This is a genomic window from Agrobacterium cavarae, from assembly GCF_004310285.1.
GTDB lineage: Bacteria > Pseudomonadota > Alphaproteobacteria > Rhizobiales > Rhizobiaceae > Agrobacterium > Agrobacterium cavarae.
Genome location: NZ_SISF01000029.1, coordinates 1 through 19,343, shown reverse-complemented (window position 1 = coordinate 19,343; position 19,343 = coordinate 1). Strand labels below are relative to the sequence as shown.

General features: G+C 58.8%; 13 protein-coding genes, 1 tRNA gene and 1 pseudogene. 11 read left to right on the top strand and 4 right to left on the bottom strand.

From position 1 onward, the window contains the following. Positions 1 to 184 precede the first annotated feature (184 nt). Positions 185 to 955, bottom strand: a complete 771-nt coding sequence (locus tag EYC79_RS10185; protein ID WP_130977893.1) for a hypothetical protein — start codon at positions 953 to 955, stop codon at positions 185 to 187. A 196-nt stretch (positions 956 to 1,151) separates the two neighbouring features. On the opposite strand from EYC79_RS10185, the gene EYC79_RS10180 reads away from it, so the two are divergent. The 8 genes from EYC79_RS10180 (at position 1,152) to EYC79_RS10145 (ending at position 16,245) form a co-directional block, all read left to right on the top strand. Then, positions 1,152 to 2,333 (top strand): Fic family protein, encoded by a 1,182-nt coding sequence (locus EYC79_RS10180; protein WP_130977892.1) that lies wholly within the window; start codon positions 1,152 to 1,154, stop codon positions 2,331 to 2,333. Between the two features lie 11 nt (positions 2,334 to 2,344). Next, positions 2,345 to 4,225 carry an SIR2 family protein gene (locus EYC79_RS10175; RefSeq protein WP_245495249.1) on the top strand — a complete coding sequence of 627 codons (1,881 nt, stop codon included), beginning with the start codon at positions 2,345 to 2,347 and terminating at the stop codon, positions 4,223 to 4,225. Further along, positions 4,225 to 5,676, top strand: a complete 1,452-nt coding sequence (locus EYC79_RS10170) for an argonaute/piwi family protein (protein WP_130977891.1) — start codon at positions 4,225 to 4,227, stop codon at positions 5,674 to 5,676. The genes EYC79_RS10175 and EYC79_RS10170 overlap by 1 nt, the downstream gene beginning before the upstream one ends. Before the next feature lie 114 nt (positions 5,677 to 5,790). After that, positions 5,791 to 10,611 carry a protein NO VEIN domain-containing protein gene (locus EYC79_RS23775; RefSeq protein ID WP_245495248.1) on the top strand — a complete coding sequence of 1,607 codons (4,821 nt, stop codon included), beginning with the start codon at positions 5,791 to 5,793 and terminating at the stop codon, positions 10,609 to 10,611. Positions 10,612 to 10,613: 2 nt separating this feature from the next. After that, a complete protein-coding gene (locus EYC79_RS10160) occupies positions 10,614 to 12,332 on the top strand; it encodes a UvrD-helicase domain-containing protein (RefSeq protein WP_130977890.1) in 1,719 nt (572 codons plus the stop codon). A 15-nt stretch (positions 12,333 to 12,347) separates the two neighbouring features. Further along, complete coding sequence (locus tag EYC79_RS10155) at positions 12,348 to 13,943, top strand: hypothetical protein (protein WP_130977889.1); 1,596 nt, start codon at positions 12,348 to 12,350, stop codon at positions 13,941 to 13,943. Positions 13,944 to 13,968: 25 nt separating this feature from the next. Next, on the top strand, positions 13,969 to 14,469 hold the full coding sequence (locus EYC79_RS10150; RefSeq protein WP_245495247.1) for a hypothetical protein: 501 nt from the start codon (positions 13,969 to 13,971) through the stop codon (positions 14,467 to 14,469). Between the two features lie 231 nt (positions 14,470 to 14,700). Beyond that, on the top strand, positions 14,701 to 16,245 hold the full coding sequence (locus EYC79_RS10145; RefSeq protein ID WP_112520491.1) for a sigma-70 family RNA polymerase sigma factor: 1,545 nt from the start codon (positions 14,701 to 14,703) through the stop codon (positions 16,243 to 16,245). Positions 16,246 to 16,249: 4 nt separating this feature from the next. Here the strand turns inward: EYC79_RS10145 and EYC79_RS10140 are convergent, their stop codons facing one another. After that, on the bottom strand, positions 16,250 to 16,528 hold the full coding sequence (locus tag EYC79_RS10140; RefSeq protein WP_245495246.1) for a hypothetical protein: 279 nt from the start codon (positions 16,526 to 16,528) through the stop codon (positions 16,250 to 16,252). A gap of 396 nt (positions 16,529 to 16,924) precedes the next feature. Between EYC79_RS10140 and EYC79_RS10135 the strand changes: the two genes are divergently transcribed. From EYC79_RS10135 to EYC79_RS23770, 3 genes and pseudogenes are all read left to right on the top strand, one after another. Continuing rightward, the gene (locus EYC79_RS10135) at positions 16,925 to 17,119 is read left to right on the top strand and encodes a hypothetical protein (RefSeq protein WP_205654359.1); all 195 of its coding nucleotides are present in this window, start codon (positions 16,925 to 16,927) and stop codon (positions 17,117 to 17,119) included. Between the two features lie 71 nt (positions 17,120 to 17,190). Then, a complete protein-coding gene (locus EYC79_RS10130) occupies positions 17,191 to 17,391 on the top strand; it encodes a type II toxin-antitoxin system prevent-host-death family antitoxin (protein WP_112520492.1) in 201 nt (66 codons plus the stop codon). Beyond that, positions 17,318 to 18,484: pseudogene (locus EYC79_RS23770) on the top strand (recombinase family protein); the annotation flags it as partial. The gene EYC79_RS10130 and the pseudogene EYC79_RS23770, both read left to right, overlap by 74 nt. A gap of 3 nt (positions 18,485 to 18,487) precedes the next feature. On the opposite strand, the gene EYC79_RS23765 reads toward EYC79_RS23770, so the two are convergent. Further along, a complete protein-coding gene (locus tag EYC79_RS23765) occupies positions 18,488 to 19,015 on the bottom strand; it encodes a hypothetical protein (RefSeq protein ID WP_245495245.1) in 528 nt (175 codons plus the stop codon). A gap of 67 nt (positions 19,016 to 19,082) precedes the next feature. Next, positions 19,083 to 19,159, bottom strand: a tRNA-Met gene (locus tag EYC79_RS10120). Between the last annotated feature and the right edge of the window lie 184 nt (positions 19,160 to 19,343).

Below are 19,343 nucleotides of genomic sequence, written 5' to 3'. Positions count from 1 at the left end.
CGCCGGAAGCCTCTCTTCCAGCCCTCAACCCGTCACGGAAAACCCGTCCGCACTCTCACTCTCAGGGGGCGTTGCGGGGTCTCCCCGCTGAAGGGGGTGCGTCGGCAACGCCAGTGCCGACCAGGGGGAAGGCCTTCCCCCGCTCAGATTAGTTTACGTCTAAAATCAGTTACCTGCCAAAAGCTCATACCCAATTGGTATCCAGCCAATCGCGAAGGTGCTCGATGCGCCAGGCCAAAAGCGTCCTCGTGTCCTTGTCCCAGCGACGAAGCAGGCCAGTGACCACCGCATCGCCAGGTGTCCACTGGCCTCCGCTATTCGTTACCTCCAGATAGCGTGTGTTCCAGACCAACGATCCGCTGAATCCTTGGGCATCCTCGAATTTCATTTCCTTGGCGGCCTCCTGCGAGGTTTGGCTGGTCAGGCTTGTATTCTCGGGCTCCCAGAACAACTCGAATATCTGGTCGTCACCGCTATTCTTCTTTTCCTGTGTGGCGTATCCAGTTCCATTCGTCTGATGCACATCGAATGCGTAGTGGGCGTTTTCCCCCGAGAACCCCCGGAAAAATAGGATCTCGGCCCGCTGCGATGGCGCGTGACGCAGGGCAAAGCGTTCTATAGGGACGACTTGTGCCTGATGCGAGCACGCGTTCCAGGCCGAGTCACTGATGGCTGCAAAGGCCGCATCGATCGGGTGTTTTTCCATCGCCCATGTCCCTTGATGCTCAAAGACATCGTCGCTGCCGTAGAATCGGTAATGCATCGGTTGTTCTTGGGCGACATGCTCACAAGTGAGCACCATGCGGCGAGCATCGCGCGATACGTATGATCCCGTCCCCACAAGGCGGACATTCCACTCGTTTGCTGTTCCAAGTGGCGTAACGAACGGTCGGGTGTGCATAAGCATATCGTTCGTAACCTTTTCGCAGATCGTTTTCCATTGTTGCAGTGTCATCGTGGATAATCCTCTCATTACGAACACTTTCGGCGTGATTCAGGTACTGAAGACAGCAAAATACTGCCAAAAAACCTTATGGGCGTACCCACCGATGATGGTGTCGTTCGTTGTTTAAGGTCGCTTACCTTAGCCTGATCGCTATTTAAGCCAAAGGCCAATTGCTTAAATAGTGTAACGCCCGCATAGTGGGACCATGCCCGAATCAGCATCCAACCTCCGGCTAGGCCGCTTCGTCGAGACCCCTGTTGCGGGAGAAATCGTGCGTACCTTCGTACCGCCCCCACTGCCGCCGGAACCGCCGATCGATGTGCTGACCCTTCTGGAGCGGCTAAGTTTGGCGGAACGGGCCTTAGGGCGCCTCGACGGCATCACTATGTTGCTGCCGCGCCAAGAACTGTTCCTCTACATGTACGTGCGGAAGGAAGCCGTCCTTTCGTCCCAGATAGAAGGAACGCAATCGACCCTTTCGGACCTGCTCCGCTTCGAAACCGAGGCGCAAGCCGGCCAGCCGATCGACGACATCCGTGAAGTGTCGAACTACGTCGATGCGATGATGTATGGGCTGGAGCGTCTGGAAGACCTGCCGCTGTCACTACGTCTGATCCGCGAGATGCACGAACGCTTGCTGCAAAGCGGGCGTGGCGGCACGAAAAATCCCGGTGAGTTTCGGCGGTCTCAGAACTGGATCGGTGGTTCACGTCCAGGCAACGCATTGTTCGTGCCGCCACCGCCGACCGAGATGGATGCTTGTCTTGATGCGCTTGAGCGCTTCATGCACGAGGACGGCTCGCGCCTGCCCGCACTGATCAAGGCTGGGCTGCTGCATGTCCAATTCGAGACCATTCACCCGTTCCTGGATGGAAACGGCAGGATTGGTCGCTTGTTGGTGACGCTGTACCTGTGCGTCAACGGTGTGCTGCGCAAGCCGCTGCTCTATCTGAGCCTGTACCTGAAAACTCATCGCGCCGATTATTACCGACTGCTTCAGGAGGTGCGCGAGCACGGGGCATGGGAAGCTTGGCTCGATTTCTTTCTTGCCGGTGTTGCGGATACTGCCAATCAAGCATTCGAAGCAGCAACCCGGATTGTCGATCTGTTCAAGGAAGACCGCGAGCGGATCACGACAGAAAGCGACCGGGCAGGCTCCGCGCTACGTATCCACGATCTGTTTCAGCAAAACCCGTTCCTGACGGCCAACCAACTCGTTCAGCAAACAGGGCTCTCAGCCCCCACTGTCAATGCGGCGCTCGCCGATCTGGAACGGTTCGGCATCGTCGAAGAAATCACCGGACGCAAACGGGGGCGCGTGTTCAGTTACCGGCGTTATCTTGCCATCTTGAGCGAGGGAACCGACCCGCTCCCCACGACGGCCTGAAAGGGGAGCCTGTGCCGATAAAAACTATCTCCGCTGCACAATTCGCGACAGCATTCGATCTCAGGCCCAATCTCGTGGCGTGGTTCCTCGGCGCAGGCGCATCGGCCGCCTCTGGCATTCCGACCGGCTACGCCATGATCCGCGATTTCAAGGCGCAAATCTTTTGCCGCGAGACAAACCTGTCAAAGCGAGAGATCGATACGGCTGATCCAGTGTGGATCGACAGGATCGATGCCTTTTTTCGGCAAACTTCACTGTTGCCGCCCGACGGCGATCCTACGGAGTATGCCAAGGCCTTCGAAGCGGTATATCCAGAGGCTCGGCATCGCCGACAGTATATAGACGATGCGATCTCCAAGGGTACTCCCTGTTTTGGACATAAGGTGCTTGGCAGCCTTATGGCTGCTGGCAAGGTCGATAGCGTTTTCACCACGAACTTCGATCCGCTTATCGAGGAGTCGACGCATTCGGCAAATGCGATCCTCCCGATAGATGGCCAGAACCGCCCGACTGTTGCGGCGATCGATTCCGCCGACCGTGCCATGCGGTGCCTCAATGAATCGGACTGGCCGTTGGTCGCTAAGCTCCACGGCGATTATCAGTCGATCGCGATTAAGAACACGGGATCGGAACTGGAGGAACAGGACGCCCGGATGCGGCATGTGCTGGTGGAATCCGGCAAGCGCTTCGGAATGGTCTTCGTCGGCTATAGCGGACGCGACGCTTCGATCATGGAGGCGCTGAACACGGTTCTCGATGTGCCTTCGCCATTTCCGAACGGGCTGTACTGGCTCACTTCGTCAGCTTCGCGTTTACTGCCCGCAGTGATTGAATTCCTAGAGCGCGCCGGGGCGGCTGGCGTGGACGTAGCCGTTGTCGAGTGCGCAACCTTCGACGAACTTGCTGCCGATATCATCAAGATAACCGATCTGCCCAAGCCGCTTTTCGATCGGGTGATGGAGGGGCGTCCGACACCGCGCTTGGTTCCGGTGCAACTACCCACCACCGAAGCTCGAGCCTTCCCTATTCTGCGCTACTCCTCACTACTGATCGAAAGTATGCCGAGCAACGCTCGTCGCGTAAAACTCGCGCAGAACACGACCTCTCCGATCGTGCGCGAAATGCTCAAGGAGAAGGGAATTAAAGCGACAGTTGCGGTAAACGGGCGAGAGTTTGCTGCTTTCGGCAGCGATGAACAAATCCTCGGTGCACTCGCACCGCTTGGGGCAAGGCTCGACGGCGACATCAAGCTCGATCCGGCCACAGACAGTTGGGCAATGGGCCTCATTTATGATGCACTGGTCAGAAGCTTGGCGCGCCGCCTACCGCTGATTCCGCGCTACAAGCGCTCCGGCCATTCCGTGGTTATAGCGCCGCCTCGCGACGGAGAGGATCGTGAACAGGCTCGTCGGAACGCACAGGCGCTGTCCAACCTCCGTAACGCCTACAAAAGCGATCTGACAGGAACAGTTCCTAGTCTCGGGTTCCCATTTCAGGAGGGATTATTCCTGAAGCTGGACCTTATCAACGGGCGTTGGTGGCTCGGCTTCGAGCCCTACACGTTCGTGCACATTCCGCGCGCCGATGCGACCGAGGTTGGAAGCTCCGCGCACCCGGAAAACTCCAGATTCGACCCTATGGGGGCGCGACCTGAGCGCAGTGGTGATCCAGCAGGCGATTGGCGCAGGGAACGCTGGGCGCAGCGCTATAACAGGAACTGGGCAGACATCATTGCCGCATGGGCTCTACTTCTCACCGACACCGGCGGTAAGACTAAGCGAGCTTTCGGGCTGCAGGACGGTGCGGGAATGGATGCCGTGTTCGAAGTTTCACCAATCACGGGCTGGAGCCGCCCAGGGCATCACCACGCTTATTTCGACAGGACCAAGTAATGAGCAGTTCGGTCCCTTTGACAAAGCTTCCACCTTTCACGTTGCTCGCGGAGCCGAACCTTTCTTTCTCTCCCTCGGATACGACGCATGTCGATGTCCACCCGCTTCGAGGTCTCGCGAACTTCGGTCCTTATTCGAAGGGATCGTTCGGCGGCTACACCTCACGAATAAGGATCGCGACAGTAGGGCCAGAGAGCGCGTTCAAACGACGTGGTGAGTTGATGCTGTTATTGCGGAACGCGCATCGTCCGTCCGACAGGTCAGAATATGTCCCACAATATCCCGGCTTCGAGCGTCTTTTCCGTGTGGCTCTAGAAGCAGCACCGCGCGAGGCTCATATCAAATGGCCTGAGCACCTTCGCGAGTTGCCCGGAGATGGCGACCCACAAACCCGACTTTACCAAGCAATGGAAGCAGCGCTCCAACGGCTGGATATGGTGCGCAACGAGTTCGATGTCGTGCTCGTCCACTTCCCGGATAGCTGGAGTCCTGCCACACGCAGTAAACTCTTCGACGCCCATGACGTGCTCAAGGCACTTGGCGCTCGATATAATATCTCGACCCAGGTGCTGAACGACCGCGTCTTCACTTTCACGCACAAGGCGTCGCTTGCTTGGAGGCTGGCAACGGCTCTTTATGTGAAAGCCGCCGGAACGCCGTGGAAGCTGGCACCGCTGAAGGGTGTTCCAGCCGACACAGCATATATAGGGCTCGCTTATGCGCTGCGCGGCGATCAGCGTGATGCACACTACGTGACGTGCTGCTCACAGGTGTTCGACATGGATGGTGGCGGTATGCAGTTCGTGGCCTTCGAAGCCCGGGACCCCGTCGCCGACGTTGCCGAGGCAAGGAGGAACCCGTTTCTCAGCCGTGACGACATGCGCGCGGTTCTTGCTCGCAGCCTGTCGCTCTACCAAGGCCGCAATGGTGGCAACCTCCCTAAAAGAATGGTTATCCACAAGACCACGGCGTTCAAAGAGAGCGAGATCGAAGGGGCGTTCGATGCGCTGGCCGGGGTCGCGGAGATCGAGTGCGTCGAGGTCAGTTCGGCATCGTGCTGGCGCGGCGTCTGGCTGATCGAGTCTGGCCAGAAAAAGCCACCCACAAAGCCATCAGGCTATCCCGTGCCTCGGGGAACGATGGTGGTACGCTCCGGCAACTCCGCGCTGGTATGGGTTGCGGGCAATGCACCCGAAGTATCGACCAAGGGTGACTATTATCAGGGCAAGAAGAGCATACCGCGCCCTCTGCAATTAATCCGTCATGCCGGCAGCGGCCCGCTCGAATTAACTGCTCACGAGGCGTTGGCATTGACCAAGATGGATTGGAATAACGACGCACTTTACGATCCTGTGCCGGTCAGCATTCGTTACTCACAGAAACTAGCACGCACAATCGCGAATGTCCCCGATCTGCCTCGGAATGTTTATCCATATCGGCTATTCATGTGAGTATCTTACTAGTTCTAAAAAATGAGGCGCTCCACCACAATTTCTGTTACTTGCGTCAAGCATTGCCAGCGTTAAGATTGTTGCCATAATAACAAAACTTGGGAGGAATTCAGAATGCTGAATGCGGAGGGGGCGTCGGTCTCTTTGAAACCCATCACCCTTGCGTATGAGGCGGATCTGCTGGGTAATATTCAGCAGGCTTTGGCCGGCCTTCAGGGCTTTGGCGTTATGGCGCTCGAACTCATCCAGAATGCGGACGATGCGGGAGCGGATAGCCTCGCGTTTGACGTGACCGAATCTGGCCTGTTCATCCGGAACAACGCGGAGTTTTCAACCTGCGGGCTTCATGAGATTCGCTGCCCTTGGGAGCAGAGTGGAGATCCTGAGGGCCATAAGCGAGCATGCAATTTCCATGCGATCTCTCGTATGGGCAGCAGAAGCAAGATTCGTGTCGCTTCTCAGATCGGGCGTTTCGGGATCGGGTTCGTTTCCGTCTATCAGGTCACCGATGCTCCCATCGTGCGGTCGAGGGGCATCGAGATGCAACTGATCCCCATAGACGGCTCAGGTGAGACGAAGATGATTCCGCGCAGTGGGGGGACTGAGTTCGAGTTGCCGTGGGCCGCTCTGGCTTCCGATACTCGCAAGGGCCTCAATGCGTCCCCAACACCGGCAGATGTGGTTCGCCTCGTGGTCGACGCGATCTCAGACGTTATGGCAAGGGGGCTCTTCTTCCTTCGCAACCTGAGAACCATTGAACTCTCCAAGAACGGAATTTTCGAGCGCTCTGTAACCATTACCCGTCATGGAGGCGTGGTCGATCTCGAGATTGAACCGGAGGGCAAGCAAGAGAAATGGAAAATCCTGACGCGGGACGCATCTGATCTCGCGGTCGAGAGGCGGATTTTTGACGATTTTCCCACCCTAGTCGAGCTGGATCGCTCGCCGATCGTGAGTATCGCGATGCCGGTCCACGACGAATCTGTTGATGGCCTACTCTATGCCTATCTACCGACGGAACAGACTTCAGGCATGCCGCTGCATATCAATGCCGATTTCTTTCCGCACCCCACACGGCGCACGATCACGCTTACCGGAGAGCAGCACGAAAGGTACTGGAACGAACTACTCCTAGACGCGGCCGCCAAGGCGATAGCGGAAAGCTTCGAGGAGGTGCGGGATCTCATCGGCCCGCGCCGGTTATGGTCCTTGGTAGGCACCGCGTTCGCCTTGAAGGACAAGGCCTCGTTCCAATCCTTCTGGCTGGAAATACAGGTCGCCGCGAAGGCATCGCATAGCGTGCTGACGGTGGACGAACAGATGGCGCTGCCAAGCGACTGTCATCTCCCAGAGCAGCTTTCTGCTGAAGCTCAGGCTGCCCTCGCGTCAATTGAACTGAAACTCCTCCATCCAGATCTTCGCCCTTATTGGTCGGTTTTCCAGGCCCTCGCTGCATCTCCCTTGCGTCTGCCAGCTCTGGTCGCCGCGCTTGAAGTCAAAAAAATCACCGCAGAAGATGCCAATCTGCAGGAACTATGGGCTGCTGTTGATGCGATCTTGGCGCAATCGAAGGCGCGCCAAGATCTTCCGGCCCTGGTCAATCGGTTGAAGGCCATCAAGTTCATTCTGGACCATGATGGCGCGCTGGCGTCGATCGACGACATCTATCGCCCGCCTGTGGGGATCGCGACAGCGCGGATTCATCGGTTCTTGCCGGGAACGCCTATGGTTCAGCACGAGGTACTCGCGTTCGAGGCGCTCGCAGCGTTGATCGACGTGTATCGCTTCGACGAGTTTGCTCGGGACCTTGTAGCTGCAATCCCTGATGAAGAGAGGGCGAGCGCGGTGATCGGTCTCGGTGATGAGGGCCAACGCGAACTCTACGATCTTTTGCCCGCGTTCATACCCGATGGAGTCACCGCAGCGTCCTGCTCCAAGCTTGCGACCACCCCCTTTCTGCGGACAGGTTCGGGGTTCGTCGAACCTTCGCGCGGCCAACTGCCAGGCGGTTTCGTAGATCCGGTCGGCTACTTCGAACTTGTCGACACAAGTTTGATGTCGGACAACGTACAGGCCTTTGCGCGGGACTGGCTGCGCGTCGACGTGCTCACCTTTCAGGCATATGTCGACGATCATCTTGAGGACATCCTCAAGGGTGAGCCGACACGGGAACAATATGTTGCACTCCTGAACGAGATTCTGAAGCATCGCGCTGAACTGGACGCGGGAGGTGGCCTACGGTCGCTAGCAGGCCTTTCCTTTGTCCGTACTCGGGCTGGGACCTATGTCCGACCCACTGAGTGTTATTTTTGGTCGGCGCAGATCGACGCGCTGCTCGGCGGCGAGGAGCGATTTTTCGTAGATGAGAACTGGATGCCGGCAGGACAGGCAGCGGCGCGTTTCCAGGACATTCTGGAAGGCCCACTCGGAATGCGCCGCACGGTGTCCATCGAGCATCTGGTTTCACGCATCGATACGATAGCCACCACCGGCACCATCGATCAGATTGCAGACCGCACGCAGCCGATCGTCCGCCACATTTTGGAGCGCTTTGCTCGCCTGACTGTTGAGGAGCGAACCGCGCTCGAACGGCTCAGGTCGATCTCCTGGCTGCCCGCTTCTATCAGCGGAGAGCGGGTCGAGGGAAAACGCTTCGGCCCCACGGGCCTCTATCGATCGTTCCGTGCCGCAGGCTACGCGTCGCAGGTGAATGTTGTCGATCTGCCGATCCTACGGGGCGGCGGGCAAGCTAGTCGTTCGCTTGTCGACTTTCTCGACTTCCTCGGAATGAAGGCGGAGCCTCCAACGGAGACCGTCGTCGCCCATCTCGAATACTGCATGGCGAACGGCAGCCCTGCGTCCGATGTCGTCTACGCCATGCTGAGCGAGCGCCTCGGGGGGGACGACGCTACGTCCATAGACAGGCTCTCCGGAACTGCGTTCATCTACGATCCCGAGCTGGACGAATATCTTCGTGCAGATCAGGTTTTTTGGGAGCCCACCTATTTCCGTGGCTATTGGCATGCCCCAAGCCCGCGGATGCGGCTGCGCGAGGAGCTCTATCGTCATCTCGGCGTCGAAGACGCTCCGACCGCTTCAAGTTACGTCAATCTCCTGAAGGGCATCGCCACAAAGGCGAGCATCGGCGAGCTCGACGAAGACGTGCATCGGCGATGCCTTGCTTGGCTCGCTAACGCACTCGAGCGGGAAGATCAGGACGTTCTTGCCGAGCTTCGGACAGTCGGTGAAGAGCCCGTTCTGCTCAACCTCAACGGCGCGACGATCTGGGCCGATGAAGCTGCGTGGCTGGATTCGCCGATCCTTGTCGAACCGTTCGCCGGCGCCCTCGACGAGAGACTTGTGTTGCCGCCCGCGGTCTCGCGGGTTGCAGCGACGCGGCTCTATCGGGAACTCGGTGTCGCCAGGTTCTCTGATATCGGACGCCTCGCACTGGCCGAGGTCCCGAACGGGGTTTCAGCGCCGGCGGCGACGGAGCGCCTGCGGACACGCGGCGATCTCCTGCTTTGGCTGGCACCGAATGTGGAGTTTCGCGATCGGTTGCGGAGCATTTTGAGCCGCATCGAGGTGCGGACGGTTGAGCGACTGCGGGTCCATGTCGAGATTGTAGAGTTTGATCCCCCGGTCCGCTCACCTGTGAGCCAGGCCGACGCCTATTTCGACGCGGAGACCTCGCTTCTCTTCGTCCGGGCTGCGCCGGGAGAGAGTTTTGACTGGTCCGCTGCTTTCAAGGCGATCTTCGCGCCGTTGGAGCAGCTCACCATCGGGGTGGATTTGCCGCCGGTAATCATGACGGCGGCGTACATTGTAACTATGCCGACTAGGGCTGACGCCGAACGGGCGCTAAAGAATGCGAACTACCATCCACCCGAGGCCCCCTACGAAGATCTGCCCGAGACCGAGGACTTGCACGATACCGAGGACGAACACGCCGCTGAAACGGTCGCGGGCGACGAGGAGGTGTCCATCGGCGGAGGCGGCGCCGATGACGAAGCGATCAACGGGCGGGCGGCTGATGATGATCACGACGATGCCTCTGACGATCTATCGCCAGAGAGCGACGAGGCTGAGACCGACGTTGAAGAAGTCGATGCCATCGATCATGGAACGACTGCGGGCGAACAATCAGGGGAGAGCGAGAGGGCCGAAGACACTGCCTTCGCATCCAAAGCCGACAGCGGCGAGTTCGGAGCTGAAACGGGCGAACCAACCGAAGGCGGAGTATCCGGTGGTAGCGGCTGGGGATCGAGATCGCGCAGCCGGCCAGGGCCTTCAAGGGCCGAACGCCAGGAGCGACGATCTCGCCTGCTTTCCTATGCGAACGCGACGCCCCGAGAGGGAGCATCAGGTGATCAGTATGCTTCGGGCGAAGATATTGGCTCGCTGATCGATGTCGCGGCGATCGAGGCGGTCCTCAAATATGAGAGGCGAGCTGGGCGTGAGCCCATCGAGCAGCCGCATAATAATCCGGGCTTCGACATCGTGTCGGCTGTCGCGGATAGTATGCAGCGTCGCCTAATCGAAGTGAAGGGCCTTGAGGGTGAATGGACGGAGCGAGGCGTGAAGCTATCGCACATACAGTTCGCGACGGCCCAGACCTATCCGGGCGAATATTGGCTTTACGTAGTGGAACATGCGCGCGACCTGAAAAACCAGCGGGTAAGCGCAATCGCCAACCCGTTCTCAAAAGTCGTAGAATACTGGTTCGACCATGGATGGAAGGGCGTGATCGAAGAGGTCGGGGCGGCCGCCGACCTCAATCTGGAAGTGGGTGTCAAGCTGAGGCATGCCGTGTGGGGCATCGGCACCATCGAACAGGTCAATCGTCGCGGAATTGCGATCTCACTTTTGATGAATTTCGGTGACGAGGGGCGCAAGTTTATCCCGTTCAATTCCAGCTTAGAATTCGTGGACTGACGATGGCGATCTGTATTCCACCGCTTGATGCATCGACGGAATCCTCTGCCGAGAGGAAGCTCCATGAGGCGCTCCGATCGGGACTTAGCGATGACTTTCTCGTGCTTCATTCGGTTAAGTGGATCGCGAAACCCCGAGGGGCGGGCCCGCGCGATGGGGAGGTGGACTTCCTCATCTGCCACCCGAAGCATGGCCTTCTGGTCGTCGAGGTGAAAGGCGGCGGCGTGATTCTCGATTACGCTATGCGTCGTTTCGCATCGATCGATCGACATGGCGACGAGCACGAGATCACGAACCCATTCGAACAGGCGATGAGGGGTAAGTTCGCGATCCTTGAGAAGCTTAAGGAAAGCCCGTTCTGGCAGAAGTTGGGCTTGGGCCGCATCCCGCTCGGGCATGCCGCCTTCTTCCCGGATGTGGACGGGGTTGGTGGCTTAGTAGGCCCTGACGCACCTCTCGATATCATCGGCGGTCGCCAGGACATCGCTTTAATATCGCAGTGGGTCGATAGGGCTTTTACCTACTGGGCAGGTCCCGGCGGTCAGGGCGCATTGTCCGAGCTTGGCGCAGGCGGTGTCGCGACAGTGCAGCGTATATTAGCTCGCGTATCGACGACCCGACCCTTGGTATCGGCGCGACTAGTCCAGGAGGAGCAGACCCGGATCGAGCTGACGGAACGACAAGCGGCGATCCTTGACCTTCTGTCTCGGCAGCGGCGTGTCATGGTTGCGGGCGGCGCGGGAACAGGTAAGACCTTAATCGCTCGCGAAAAGGCGGCGCGCGCGGCCGAGGAAGGCCTCAAGACCCTTCTTGTCTGCTATAATCGCGGGCTTGCCGACCACCTGCGCGAGCAGTGCGAGGGCATTGAGGGACTCGATGTCGCCACCTTCCACCAGCTTTGTAAGCGCTGGATCGATAAGGCGAAGTCCGAGTTGGGCCGCGACCTGATGGCTGAGGCGCGACGCGACTATCCCGGCGGAACGGAGTTCGACCATCACCAGCCGATAGCCCTCGCATTCGCGATCGACGCGTTCGGACCGAATTATGATGCGATTATTGTCGATGAGGCACAGGACTTTGGCGATGAGTTCTGGCTGCCGATCGAGATGATGCTTTCCGATCATGCCGATGGCCTACTTTACGTATTTTTGGACGAGAACCAGAACATTTACGGGCGCTCGGCTGCGATTCCGATCAAAGGCGAGCCGATGCTGCTCGATAAGAATTGCCGAAACACGACGACCATTCATGCTGCCGCGTATCGATACTATAGGGGCGTTAGAATCGAGGCTCCAGAGATCACCGGTACGAAAATTGAGCTTCTGACCGCACCCGACATCGATCGGCAAGCGCGCGCAATTTCTGCTCTTGTCACGCGCTTGGTTGCTGTCGAAGGCGTCGCTCCCCACGACATTGGCGTCCTGCTTTGCGACGGGCGTGCCCGCTCGTCATTCGAGCGGGCGTTGGCGGCAATGACAATCCCCAAAAGCTCTCGATGGGGTCATCTCGAAGGTTATGGGCAGGGCTCAATAACAGTGGATAGCGTAGCCAAGTTCAAGGGGCTCGAGCGCGCAATTATAATACTTTGGGGACTGGATGCATCTGATCCAGTTGTTGATCGAGAGACCCTGTATGTTGGTATGTCGCGTGCGAAATCGATGTTGTATCTGTGTGGAACGGTAGCAGCATGTGGTCGTGTACTTGATGCTGGGGTGGCCTAAGAGGGCGGACTGCACATGGAGAGCGAATTAGATTCCGATCGCATTGGCCGCATCGGCGAACGGCAGTTCGAAGTGCTCTGCGAGCGCGCGGGTCTTTATTGCAACAAAAGCGCTGTCGACGTGATGGGCTGGGATTTCATCGTAGAGTTCTCGATGGGGCCGGCCGGTCAGGCACTACCTCTCGATCAACGCCCCACCAACGCAGCACGGGTGCAGTTGAAGTCGACACTCGGCCGCGCCGGCAATCGTATCCGCCTCAGTCTGTCCGCCATCGATCGCCTCGCCAAGGACCCTCGGCCTGCGCTCATCGTCGTGTTTCGGTTGCGAGCCGACGGCGAACTCCAATCCGCTTATCTCGTCCATCTTATCGGGAATGAGCTCGCGCGTGTTCTCAAGCGATTGAGACTGGCGGAGGCCCGCAAGGCTCACGACATCAACCACACCGATATTAGCTACGACTACGAGAAAGTCGGGGTACGCTTCGAGCCGACCCCCGCCGGCTTGTTGGCAGCCCTGACTGCTGCCTGCGGGCAAAATCCCGGTGCCTATACAATCGAGAAGCAACGACAGCTCGCCGAACTTGGCTATGAAAACGGCCAGTTCGAGGCCGAGGCACTCATCCAGATCGAGGGTCCGGAACATTTCAGCAATCTGTTGCTCGGCCTCGCACCCTTGAAGCCGCATAGCCTCCGCGTGTTCGACAGCCGGTTCGGCATACGTCTGCCCTACCAAGGTACGCTGTTCGACGACATCGAAGAGCTGCGCCTTACGCCTCCTACTCTAGGTTCCTGTGAGATTTCGATCCGCGGACCCAACTTCGGACAAGCGGCGCGGTTCGACGGCGAAATGTTCATCGGCCCGCCGATGGCGGAGCCTCATGGAGCAGAGCTTCTCATCCGCACCCAAGACTTCATCATCCGGCTGACGCCGCCGGCTCTCAAGTTCGAGAGCGTCGGCTCGATCGACGACATGGAGCATTCCCTGGAGGAGTGGGCGGAGTTGCTTCGCGCTCTCACACTCATGGCGACGGGGCGAGCGACCCTGATGATCGCCGGAAATGACCGCATCCCGCCGATTGCCTTCCCGGTCGATCAACCCATCACCGGACCGTACCTCGAGGAGATCCCGCTGATCTCCGCATTCTTGGACGGGTGGCTTCAGCTTCTCACGAATGCAGGCCTTCGTTCGACCGCTAGATTCAAGTTCGATGCGTTCTGGGAGGCCAATGAAGCGCGCATGGCGGTGGATATTCTGCTCAAGCCACAATCCGAGGCCCGCTTCGAATTCCAGAGCCTTGAGATTGAAGATTCGTTGCCGCCGCCTGAAGGCCTGTATTTCAACAGCACGTCCTTCGCCGACACCAGTATAACCTTCAGCGCGAAGGTCTTCTTCAAGATGACCGACGATCCTGAATGGCGGTACAGGTCGATGGGCTTCGAAGCGCTCGATGTTAGACCAGAGGTCGACGACCTTGAAGAATATGGAATGGATCAGGCGACAGCCTGCGATCTGAAACTCCTCATCGACCCGAGGAACATCACATTGACGCCTCGGACGGATACCCCTGAAAAGCCGACACCGTCCTCCAGCACTAGGTATGAGAGACGATAGAGGCCATCTGAGGAACGGGCACCAAATGAGTATGCAATGGCTATTGGCAAAAGCGCCGGGATTTCAGGCGCTACCCGAAGCAGATCGCAGCGCGATCTTCAACTTCACCTTCCTGTGGAGCCTGTTCGAGGCCCAGGTCATGGGCAATTTCGCGCGCGCCGACCTAATCTGCGCAAAAGTCGACCAATGGCGAGATAGCGGTACGCTCGATGCCGATCAATATAGCGCCGAGTTGGCTTATTTTCAGCAGCGCTACTACGCCAACGGCGGCTTCACGCACCACTTTCCCCACCTCAATCTGCGCCCCGCAGATCAGCCCGGTATCGTCCAGTCGGTTCTCGATGGAAGCAACACCGATCCGCGCGATCGGCTCCTCACGGTGATGATGATCGTCTGGCGATTCCGAAACAATCTTTTCCATGGCGAGAAGTGGGCCTATAAGCTCCAGGGGCAGCTCTCGAACTTTACGCATGCTAATGCCGCCCTAATGCGGCTTCTTGAGCGACATGGACAGTTGGCAAACTGACGGCACAAATTTTACGCGGCTTCCGCCAGAACGGATCGGCCGCATAGACCCGTCGCTCGTCTGCCTACCAATAGCTACATCTAAGTAATGCCGTCATGCTAAGCTGATCGTGCTGCCCAGAGGCCGCTTACGGTTTTTTGTTGTTAGGACTGGGGAGACTTCACTACAATATGGTGCCGCGCTTGCTGCTGACTTAGCCTAATCTGTGGATATGTATTTGAGGGACACTCGTTGACGGTTACGCTCGAAGAGGAGCTCCTCACCCATCTCGATTCCGCCATCCCGGAAGGCGAGACCAAGGCGCGCAACATCGACGTCGTGGCCTTCTTCAACGGCTTCGGCTCGTCGACCTGGCCGACGCTCGAGGAGACCGGTCAGCATTTTGGCGGCATCACCCGCGAACGCACCCGTCAGATTATCGCTGCGAACTACCGCGATCGTGTCGGTGCCGAGGACCTGCCTGAGCTGCGCGCCTGCGCCGAACGGATCTCGGCCTTCGGCATCTGGTTCGCCTCCGATCTCGCGGACCTTCTGGTCGACGAAGGCTGGGCCGACGAGGACGCTAACATCCTGGGCGTGCTGAACATGATGCAGGGCCTCGGCCTCTGCACCCAGTACGGCCTCTACGATGGCCGCATCACTTCCCTGACCCGTTCCAAGCTCGACGAGGTCGAAGATTATCTGATCCTCGACGGCGAGAGCGTCAAGCTCCTCAAGGCCGCGGTCAAGGAGACGCGGCGCATCCCTGGCCTCGTCGGCTTGGCGGACGTCGCGCATCTCTCGCAAATCGATGTCGAGCTCGAGACGCTGCTTGCAGTCATCCGCCTCCATCCCGAGGCTTGGGTCGGCGAATCGGGCGGCATTACGCGCTACTGCTTCGAGGATCGCGAGAACGTCCTCGTCAACATGTCCGAGAAGGTCTTCTCCGTCTTCGACAAGGTCGAGATCTCCCGCCTCGCCGCGACACTCGCCAATGCACTGCGCCGGCGTTCGACAGACCTGTCCTATCCCGACCAAGCAGCCATCGAGCAATACATTCGCGGCTCAAAATTCTTCCAGTGCGGCAAGCGCATGGCCAGATTCGAGGGCGAGACCACCGAGTTGACAGATATCGAAACCGACATCGTCGACTTCCTCGGCGAGAACGGCCCATCCGACTTCGTCACGGTACGGGCGCATCTTGTGTCGCTCGGATACGGCATCCCTTCGTTCATGAAGACGATCGGCGCGAACGCGTTGGTGAACGTCGACCGGTCCGCCGGACGCAAGCAGTTCGTCTACAGCCTCGTCGGCCGACCTAGGCCGTTGGAACGCCAGCCCGTGGACGACGCGCTCACCGACGACGACCGCTATTCCCGCTTCGCGGCGCGCCTCCAGAGAATCGGCGCAATCGGCAGCACGGATGCCGACGTGCAGAGCACGCGCCGCCGCGAGCAATCGATCCTGTCCAAATACCTCTTCGAAGGCCGCAAGACGCACTGCTGCGCCATCTGCGGCGAGGAGCACGACGTCGCCTCCCTCGTCACGGCGCACAAGAAAAAGCGATCACTCTGCAACGAGCGCGAACGTCTCGACCCGCATATCGTCATGCCGCTCTGCGTGTTCGGCTGCGACCATCTCTACGAACGCGGCTTGCTTCAAATCTTTGGCGGGCGAGTGACCGGCGATGCGTCGAAGGCAACAGGTGCGGCGACTAAGGCATTCATCGACAGGATTGCCGGGAAGCGTGTTTCTAAGGAATGGCTCCAAGGCGGCGACAGCTACTTCCAGCGGTAAGGCTCTACTCCAGATCGGGCGCTTCGCCGTGCTGCCATAGCACCTCGGGCTTGCCGAATTCGCCCTCGTCCGGGTTGGCAGGCATCTTCAATGCGATGACGCCGGCATAGCTCGGCGACATCAGCTTTGCCCGGGCGACGGCATCATCCCAGCTCGGCATCTGCTGCGCTTCGAATGCCGGCCTCAGGTCGCCATCCTCGCCCCGCTCGAACGCGGCCAGAACGATGAGCGCGGTGTTCTTGCCCCGTTGCTGCTGCTCCATCGGCTGTTGAACACGGCGCATCGTGATCGCTTCAATCAGGACTCCTGCGTGATCCCGAGGTTAGAACATAGAGGGAGCGCTGAGCAATCTCTATGACCCGCGTTGACCCAAAGACGATCACCCTAGGCTTATTTTGGAGGGTTATGGAGGGCTATGGAGTAGACGTAGTTCTCATCGCTATCCCGCATGGCCCGGAAAGCCGATCAGTGACGACAGCCGGAGCAAGAGGGATTCGAACTGTGACGATGACAGGCATTGTTGTCTAAATCACCGATTACCCGACATCGCCTGAGGGGCCATCCTTTTTATACGCCACGGCATCCCATTCGCCGCACACCGGTCCCGGAAGCCTTTTCAGACATGACATTCCGCGCTTCCATTGCCCAGCCCCTTTCCGGGGATGGGACAATGGTGACGATGGCGGTTAAGCGGAACAGGATCACTATCGAGGTTACACCCTCGACCGGACCGGAAACGGACCGGAATGATCCCGCACGCAAAGACGCTGCCGTGATGTCGCTGGCTCGCCTGATCGGTCGCCAGATTGCCCGCGAGCAGTTTGAGCGTAGACTGGAAGCGGAGCGCAAAGCACAGCGCCACCAGCGTAGCTGACCTGCAAATTCCCTTGCATTTATACGTGTAATACGTACTATATAAGCAGACCTATTCTCTCGGAGTCTGCAATGCCAACCACAACTTCCCTCGAATTCCAGCGTAAGTTCGGACACTATCTGAACGAGTGTCACCGTGAGCCGGTGGAAATCACGCGCCATGGACGGCGAGAGTTCGTGGTGATGTCAGCCGCCCAATATGACGAGCTGCTGTCAGCGGCGCAGCGCAGCGGCAAAGCCGTCGAAACCGCCTCCGACCCTGAACAGAATTAACCTGCCCCCTCACACGGAGCTTGAAAGGACTGCCGATATGCCCCGCGTTGCGCTCTATGCCCGATATTCTTCCGACAATCAGCGCGAAGCGTCGATCGAGGACCAACTACGTATCTGCCGCGAGCAGGCGAAGCGCGAGAAGTGGAAGATCGTCGGAACCTACAAGGATGCTGGCATCTCCGGCGCGAGCATGATCCTGCGCCCCGGCATTCAGGCCCTTCTTCAGGATGCGCAGGCTGGCCAGTTCGACATCGTTCTGGCAGAGGCACTGGATCGCATCAGTCGTGACCAGGCTGACGTCGCCACCTTCTACAAGCACCTCAAGTTCGCAGACGTTCCGATTGTCACGCTGTCGGAGGGCGAGATCAGCGAGCTTCATGTCGGGCTCAAGGGCACGATGAATGCGCTGTTCCTGAAAGACCTTGCCGCTAAAACCCATCGCGGCATTCGCGGCCGCGTCGAGGACGGCAAATCGGGTGGCGGTCTGTGCTTTGGCTACAATGTCGTCAAGCAGCTCGATGCGCGCGGTGATCCCATTCGCGGCGACCGGGAAATCAACGAAGCCGAGGCGAATGTTGTCCGGCGCATCTTCCGCGAGTTCGCCGCCGGCGTTGGCCCCCGCACCATCGCCCGCACATTGAACGAGGAAGGTGTCCCGGGTCCGGCTGGCAAGCTCTGGAGCGACACCACGATCCGGGGCCATGTAAAGCGCGGCACGGGGCTGGTGAACAATGAACTTTATATCGGTCGTCTGATCTGGAACCGGCTTCGCTACATCAAAGATCCATCCACCGGAAAGCGCGTGTCGCGGCTGAACCAGGAATCCGAATGGATCATCAAGGATGTGCCGGAGCTGCGCATTGTCGATGACGAACTCTGGCATTCGGTCCGCATCCGGCAGGGCGAGATCGCGGAGAAGTTTGCCAACGTCAACGAAGCCGTGCGCAAGCACCACAAAAAGAACCGCCTGAACGGCACACGTCGGCCGAAGTCCCTTCTGTCCGGCCTGGTGTTTTGTGGCTGCTGCGGAGGCCCCTACTCGCTTCGCGGCGCTGATCGGTTCGCCTGCTCGAACCACATCAGCAAGGGCGCCTGTTCAAACAGCCGCACGATCCCGCGTGAGGATCTGGAAGCACGCGTGCTCTCCGGCCTGAAGGACCGCATGATGGCGCCTGAGATCGTCGAGGAGGCGATGCGCGCCTATGCCGAGGAAACTAATCGGCTGAACCGGGAACGCCGCTCCAGCGGCGATGCCTGGAAAGCAGAACTGGTGAAGATCGAGAAGCAGATCCGCGGCATCATCGAGGCGATCAAGGCTGGCATGTTCCATCAGAGCATGAAGGCAGAGATGGACACGCTGGAGGCGCGCAAGACCGAACTGAACGCCCTGCTGGCCGACGCGCCAGAGGACACACCGGACATTCTGCCGAGCGCCTCGGCGATCTATGCGAAGAAGGTTTCTGCCCTGACGAAGGCGCTCAATCGCAAGGAGGAGCGGCAGGAAGCGACGGAGACATTGCGCGGCTTGATCGAGAAGATTTCGCTGACGCCGGGGCCGGAACGCGGCGAGATTTTCGCCACGCTTCACGGCGAACTGGGCACGATCCTGAACTGGACGGAGCATCAAGCTATTGAAAAGGCTACAAAAACAAACACTCCCGGAAGTGATCTCACGGGAGTGTCGTTATCAGTGGTTGCGGGGGCAGGATTTGAACCTGCGGCCTTCAGGTTATGAGCCTGACGAGCTACCGGGCTGCTCCACCCCGCGTTGACTGCGTCCCCGACTTGGATCGGGATATGTCTTAGAATTGGATAAAGCCGCTTTGAGGGCGGCTTTTGCATTCGGCTTAAGCCGTAGGTGTGAGAAGAAGATAAACTGATGTTAGTTGCGTTTAGCAGACCTGGCAGCGACCTACTCTCCCGCGTCTTAAGACGGAGTACCATTGGCGCTG

What these genes read in the sequence shown, in the direction of transcription:
- EYC79_RS10170 (WP_130977891.1), top strand. Translation starts at nt 4,225, where the DNA reads ATGAGCAGTTCGGTCCCTTTGACAAAGCTTCCACCTTTCACGTTGCTC.
- EYC79_RS10135 (WP_205654359.1), top strand. Translation starts at nt 16,925, where the DNA reads ATGGCGGTTAAGCGGAACAGGATCACTATCGAGGTTACACCCTCGACC.
- EYC79_RS10155 (WP_130977889.1), top strand. Translation starts at nt 12,348, where the DNA reads ATGGAGAGCGAATTAGATTCCGATCGCATTGGCCGCATCGGCGAACGG.
- EYC79_RS10150 (WP_245495247.1), top strand. Translation starts at nt 13,969, where the DNA reads ATGAGTATGCAATGGCTATTGGCAAAAGCGCCGGGATTTCAGGCGCTA.
- EYC79_RS10140 (WP_245495246.1), bottom strand. Translation starts at nt 16,528, where the DNA reads ATGCGCCGTGTTCAACAGCCGATGGAGCAGCAGCAACGGGGCAAGAAC.
- EYC79_RS23775 (WP_245495248.1), top strand. Translation starts at nt 5,791, where the DNA reads ATGCTGAATGCGGAGGGGGCGTCGGTCTCTTTGAAACCCATCACCCTT.
- EYC79_RS10180 (WP_130977892.1), top strand. Translation starts at nt 1,152, where the DNA reads ATGCCCGAATCAGCATCCAACCTCCGGCTAGGCCGCTTCGTCGAGACC.
- EYC79_RS23765 (WP_245495245.1), bottom strand. Translation starts at nt 19,015, where the DNA reads ATGCTCCGTCCAGTTCAGGATCGTGCCCAGTTCGCCGTGAAGCGTGGC.
- EYC79_RS10185 (WP_130977893.1), bottom strand. Translation starts at nt 955, where the DNA reads ATGACACTGCAACAATGGAAAACGATCTGCGAAAAGGTTACGAACGAT.
- EYC79_RS10130 (WP_112520492.1), top strand. Translation starts at nt 17,191, where the DNA reads ATGCCAACCACAACTTCCCTCGAATTCCAGCGTAAGTTCGGACACTAT.
- EYC79_RS10160 (WP_130977890.1), top strand. Translation starts at nt 10,614, where the DNA reads ATGGCGATCTGTATTCCACCGCTTGATGCATCGACGGAATCCTCTGCC.